Below are 5860 nucleotides of genomic sequence, written 5' to 3'. Positions count from 1 at the left end.
CACGCGCTCGACGACGCGCCCTCGATCCGAGCCGCGCTCGACCGCGCCCTCGAGGCCGACGTGATCGTGTTCGCCGGCGGCGTCTCGATGGGCGACCTCGACCTGGTCCGCCCCGAGCTCGAGCGCCGAGGCGTCGAGTGGCTGTTCTGGGGCGTTCGGCAGCGACCCGGAAAACCGTTGGCGTTCGGCGTCCTCGACGGCCGGCCCGTGTTCGGCCTTCCGGGCAACCCGGTCAGCGCAGCCGTCTGCTTCGAGGTCTACGTCCGATCTCTCCTCGACGTCATGCTTGGCCGCACCGTTCCCCCCCTCGAGATCGGCGTCCTCGAGGACGAGATTCCGAAGGCCGCAGGCCTGCACACGTTCGCCCGCGTCATGGCGTCGCGCGGCGACCGCTTGCGATTGTCCTCGGCCGGCAACCAGGCCTCGCACGCCGCCCTCTCTCTCCTTGTCTCCGACGGCCTGGCCCACCTCCCGGCCGGCCTCGAGGACGCGCCCGCCGGCCTCGAGGTCGAGTACCAGCGCTGGCCGTGGCGACAGCTCTCGTGACGCGCTCGTCCTCGAGGACGGCGCCACCCTGAATCCGCTCCCATGCTCATCCGCACCGTCCGCATGACCTTCCGGCCCGACCGCCTCGAGGCGTTCCTCGAGATGTTCTGGAGCGTCCGACCTCAGATCGCCGCCGCGCCGGGCTGCCAGCTCCTCGAGTTGTGGCGCGACGCCCGCTACCCGAACGTGCTCACGACCTACAGCGAGTGGTCCCACCCCGACGACCTCGAGGCGTACCGCCAGTCGGCGCTGTTCCGTGAGACGTGGGCGCGCACCAAGCCCCTCTTCGCCGCCGCGCCCGTCGCCCAGAGCCAGCACCGCCTCGAGGCCGGGACCACCGACCTCGAGGACGACCCCGCGTAGTCTGAGCGCCGCCCTCGAGGGCGGCTAGATCACGGTCCCGTCCGGGATGATCGTGTTCTTCGGCAGCACGATGATCCCGTCCCGCACGTACCACCCGTCGCCGTCGGCGTCGGTGATCCCGTCCACGTTCGTGATCCGGCAGTCGGCACCGACCTGGACGTTCTTGTCGATGATCGCGCCCTCGACGACGCTGCGCGGGCCGATGCCGGGCGACGGCGGCGGGTTGAGGCCCGGCCGTTTGGACGCGTCGCGCCACGGGAGGTAGTCCGCGCCCAGCATCACCGTCCGGCGCAGCGTGGCGCCGTCGGAGAGGAACGAGCGGACGCCGACGACCGAGTCCTCGACGGTCGCGTTCGTCACGACCGATGCCTCCGCGATCATCGAGTTGACGATGTGCGAGTTCTGGATCTTCGCCGGCGGCAGCATGCGCGCGCGGGTGAAGATCGGCGCGTCCTCGTCGTAGAGGTCGAACTCGGGGTCCGGCTGCGCCAGCGCGATGTTGGCGTCGTAGAACGACCGGACGGTCCCGATGTCCGACCAGTAGTCGTCGAACGGGTAGCTCACGACACGTCGGCTCTCGATGGCCGCGGGGATGATCTCCTTGCCGAAGTCCTTCTCCTCCGGGTTCGACAGGAGCACCTCGCGCAGCACGTCGCGCTCGAACATGTAGATGCCCATCGAGGCCAGGTAGATCCGTCCCTGCTCTCGCATCTTGGCGGAGACGGGGCTGTCCAGTCCCTCGAGCCGGTCGCGGGCCGGCTTTTCGTGGAACTCGGTGATCACCCCGTCCGCGTCCGTCTTGAGGATCCCGAACGCCGGCGCCTCATCCGCAGTCACCGGAATCGTCGCGACCGTGAGATCTGCCCACGTCGAGCGGTGGTGGGACGAGAACGTGTTGAAGTTCATCCGGTAGAGCTGGTCCCCGGACAAGACGAGCACGCGGCGGTGCGGGTACGGGTCGATGTGCTGGAGACACTGCCGAACGGCGTCGGCGGTCCCCTGAAACCACTCGTTCGAGGTCGGGGTCTGCTCCGCGGCCAGGATGGTGACGAAGCCGTGCCCGAACCGGTCGAACCGGTAGGTCCGAGCCACGTGACGGTTCAGGCTCGCCGAGTTGTACTGCGTGACCACGAACATCCGCAGGAGCTCGCTATTGACGCAGTTCGAGATCGGGATGTCGATGAGCCGGTACTTGCCCGCGAGGGGAACGGCCGGTTTCGAACGGTGGGCAGTGAGCGGGAAGAGCCGGGTGCCGGCTCCGCCGCCGAGGATCACGGCCAGCGTGTCACGCATGAGGTCGAGGGGTGATGGTGATCCCCTAATGTCGGTGTTGGCGGCGGTCGCGTGGACGCAAGAAGAACACCGATCGCTTAACTCCCCGAAGTTGTCCTCGATACATCAGGAGATTCCCTCCGACCCTTCGTGGCAGACCCTTCGCCATCATCGCGATCAACGGACAGCGGGCTCGACGCAGCGAGCATCGCGATCTACCGCTTTCTCATCGTGATCGCGGCCGTTGGAGCCCCCGCGTTCTGGGTTCTCGATCGGCTCAGCGGTCACGTATACGACGACCCGTTCGAGCTGCGATTGTCTCTCTCTGCCCTCGCGATCTCGATCATCGTCTTCTCCTACGCGAGTAAGCGGTTTGTAGAGCACCTGCGGGCGGTAACCAACTCGTACATCATCCTGGCCGGGGCCTACTACGGGTGGACAGCAGCCAAGAACGGGATCGATGCGACGTGGGCCGCTGGCCTGCTGCTCGTCGCGCTCATCGGCGGCCTGTCGATGACCTATGTCACGCGGCGCAAGCGAGACCTGCCTCTGCCACTCTTCGGGTTGGGCGCGGCCATGCTCGCACCCGCACTCGTGATGTCGCCGCCGGCGGGCGGGTACGACTACGTCCCGGCTCAACTTGCGAGTTCTCTCGCCCTGTGCCTCACGTTTATCTACATCCTGGGTGCCGGCCGAATCAAGGGGCTGCTCAGCATCGAGGACGGACGCCACGAGTTGCTGGCTGCCAATGCCGAGCTCACGATCGCGAACGAGGCGGCCCTGGCCGCTGTGAAGGCGAAAAGCGAGTTTCTTGCGAGTGTAAGCCACGAGATCCGCACGCCGCTGAACGGCGTCATCGGGATGACGGACCTGATCTCGGACACGGACCTCGACAAAGAGCAAGAGGACGCGGTGCGAACGATCCGGTCCAGCGCCGATGTGCTGATGGCCCTGCTCAACGACCTCCTGGACCTCTCCGCTCTCGAGGACGGCGAGATCGAGATCAAGCACGCCCCGTTCGAGCCGTCCCGGGCCGCCCTCGACGCCGCCTCCGTCGTCCGGCCTCAAGCGGACGCGAAGGGGATCGGCCTCCGCGTCGTCGACGACGGCGACATCCCGTCCGTCGTCAAGGGTGATCAGGCTCGCGTGGGTCAGATCCTGCTCAGCCTACTGTCCAACGCGATCAAGTTCACGAACGAGGGCGGAGTCATCGTCGAGGTCTCGTGCCCCGGCTACAGAGCCGGATCGGAAGGGCCGAGCAAGATCCAGTTCGCCGTGCGCGACACCGGCATCGGCATCGAGCCCGACAAGCTCGAGAGCGTCTTCGAGTCTTTCACCCAGGCCGATTCCTCCGCGACACGGGCGTTCGACGGGGCCGGCCTCGGTCTCGCCGTCGCTCGGAAGCTCGCGACACAGATGGGTGGCGCCCTCGAGGTCGAGAGCACACCTGGCGTCGGCTCCACCTTCACGCTCCACGTCGCTACGGAGTCGATCCAAGACCAACGAGCAGAGCGCTCCGTCGCGCCCCAGAAGCGCCGCGCCGTGGACCGGCCTCCTCCGCCGCGGGAGCCCACGCCGACCGAGCGGCGCGTGCTGGTCGTCGAGGACAATCCCGTCAACCAGAAGGTGGTCTGCAGGCTCCTCAACCGTCTCGGGTTCGAACCGGACGTGGCAATGAACGGCGCACTCGGCCTCGACGCGCTCCACCGAGCCAACGATGCCGGCACTCCGTATGACATCGTGATCATGGACGTTATGATGCCCGTGATGGACGGCCTCGAGGCCACACGGCGGCTCCGCGCAGAGCTTCCCCAGAACGCTCAGCCCCACGTGATCGCCCTCACCGCGAACGCGATGGACGGGGATGAGGAGTCCTGCATGGCCGCCGGCGCCGACTCCTACCTCACGAAACCGGTCCGGCGTGAGGACCTCGAGCGCGAGACGGCCGCCGCGCCTCTTCCCATGACCGTACCTGTCTCGTAACGACGCGCCCCCGAGGACGCGACCTCGAGGACGCGCTCTCCGGCGTCCCGCCAGGCGCCCTCGAGGGCGCTGACTACCCGACGACCTGGAGCCGCGCGTAGGCCAGCTTGAGCTTCTTCTGCCCGACCGAATTGAAGAACACGGTCGCCGCGGCGCGGTCTCCGGCGCCCTCGATAGCGATCACCTTCCCGTTCCCGAACGTCTGGTGGTGGACGCGGACGCCGGGAACGATCTGGCCGCCCTCCCCTTCGTCGTACACGACCTGCCTCTCCCTGGGAAGCGACTTTGTGCGCTTCTTTTTTGGACCGCTGTCCGGTCGGAGCGACGTCTTCCAGTAGTTCGGGTCCATCGCGCCGTAGCGCCCGGTCCCGCCTTCGCTCTGCTGGAACCGGCCGGCCCTCGACTCGAACCGCCCACCGGACTCGGTCCGTAGCAGATCGTCCCCGTCGAGCTCGTCCAGGAACCGACTGCGTACGCTCGACTGCTGGTCGCCGTAGCGGTACCGGCTCCGCGCGTACGTGAGAAAGAGGGCCTCCTCGGCCCGCGTCACGCCGACGTAGAGGAGCCGGCGCTCTTCCTCGAGCTCGGTCGGGTCTTGGGCGGCCTTGGCGAGTGGGAAGAGGCCTTCTTCGAGGCCGGTCACGAACACGACCTTGAACTCGAGGCCTTTCGACGCGTGGAGCGTCATCAGCGTCACGCGGTTCTCGTCGTCGCCGAGGCGATCGACGTCGGCGACGAGGGAGACTTCCTGGAGGAACTCGCTCATCGTGCGCGGCTCCCCATCGGGCGAGCCTCCTGCGAACTCTGCCACGGCGTTGAGCAGCTCGTGGATGTTTTCCAGTCGGGCGAGCGCTTCGGGCGTGTTCTGGTCGCGGAAGAACTTGAGGAGGCCCGTCTCTTGGATAAGCTCTCGGGCTAGCTCGTCGGCCGGAGCCGTGGTGGCTTTCGAGGCGAAGCGCGAGATCAGGAAGCCGAAGCCCTCGACGGCCTTCCCCGCCCGCGCGCTGAGCCCGGCACCTTGTGGGTCCTGAACCGCCTGCCACAACGTCGTCCGGTGCTCCGTGGCGTAGTCGCGGAGCTGCTGGACCGTCTTCCCCCCGATCCCGCGCGTGGGCGCGTTGATGACACGGAGGATCGAGGCGTCGTCGGACGGGTTGACGGCCAGGCGGAGGTACGCGAGCGCGTCCTTGATCTCTTTCCGCTGGTAGAAGCTGGTCCCGCCGACCATCCGGTACGGGATCCCGCCGCGCCGCAAGGCCTCCTCGATCGACCTCGATTGGGCGTTCGTTCGGTACAGCACCGCGACGTCGCGCCACCCGATTCCCGACCTCGAGCGCAGGTCGCGGATCGTCCGCTCGACCTTCTGCGCCTCGTCCCGTTCGGACAGCGACTCCATCAGGACGACCGGGTCGCCCTCGACGTTGTCGGTCCAGAGCTCCTTGTCGAGCTGCTTCGAGTTGCCCTTGATGACGGCGTCCGCCAAGCGCACGATGCGCTGCGTCGATCGGTAGTTCTGCTCGAGGCGGACCGTCTTGGCGTCGGGGTAGTCCTTCTGGAAGGACAGGATGTTCTGGATGTCCGCGCCGCGAAACGCGTAGATCGACTGCGCGTCGTCGCCCACGACGCACAGGTTGTGGTGCTCGGCCGCGAGCAGCTTGGCCAGGACGTACTGCGTCCGGTTGGTGTCCTGGTACTC

At 67.4% G+C, this 5860-nt stretch carries 5 protein-coding genes; 3 read left to right on the top strand and 2 right to left on the bottom strand.

What is annotated here, in order from left to right; translation table 11 throughout:
- Together WBA11_RS04000 and WBA11_RS03995 are read left to right on the top strand one after the other, a co-directional pair.
- A partial coding sequence (locus tag WBA11_RS04000) for a molybdopterin-binding protein (protein WP_424519434.1) occupies nt 1–546 on the top strand: 546 nt, incomplete at its 5' end.
- Nucleotides 547–588: 42 nt separating this feature from the next.
- The gene (locus tag WBA11_RS03995; RefSeq protein WP_424519433.1) at nt 589–909 is read left to right on the top strand and encodes a putative quinol monooxygenase; all 321 of its coding nucleotides are present in this window, start codon (nt 589–591) and stop codon (nt 907–909) included.
- Between the two features lie 24 nt (nt 910–933).
- On the opposite strand, the gene WBA11_RS03990 is transcribed toward WBA11_RS03995, so the two are convergent.
- A complete protein-coding gene (locus WBA11_RS03990) occupies nt 934–2202 on the bottom strand; it encodes a glucose-1-phosphate adenylyltransferase (protein WP_424519432.1) in 1269 nt (422 codons plus the stop codon).
- A gap of 129 nt (nt 2203–2331) precedes the next feature.
- Here WBA11_RS03990 and WBA11_RS03985 point away from each other — a divergent pair, with 129 nt between their 5' ends.
- Nucleotides 2332–4164, top strand: a complete 1833-nt coding sequence (locus WBA11_RS03985; RefSeq protein WP_424519431.1) for an ATP-binding protein — start codon at nt 2332–2334, stop codon at nt 4162–4164.
- A 73-nt stretch (nt 4165–4237) separates the two neighbouring features.
- Here WBA11_RS03985 and WBA11_RS03980 read toward each other — a convergent pair.
- Nucleotides 4238–5860: ATP-dependent helicase (locus WBA11_RS03980; protein WP_424519430.1), on the bottom strand; the 1623-nt coding region annotated here is incomplete at its 5' end.

Origin of the sequence: Rubrivirga sp. (genome assembly GCF_049648075.1) — a bacterium.
GTDB lineage: Bacteria > Bacteroidota > Rhodothermia > Rhodothermales > Rubricoccaceae > Rubrivirga.
Note: the sequence above shows the minus strand (reverse complement) of the source record. Positions and strands in the feature narration are given on the sequence as shown.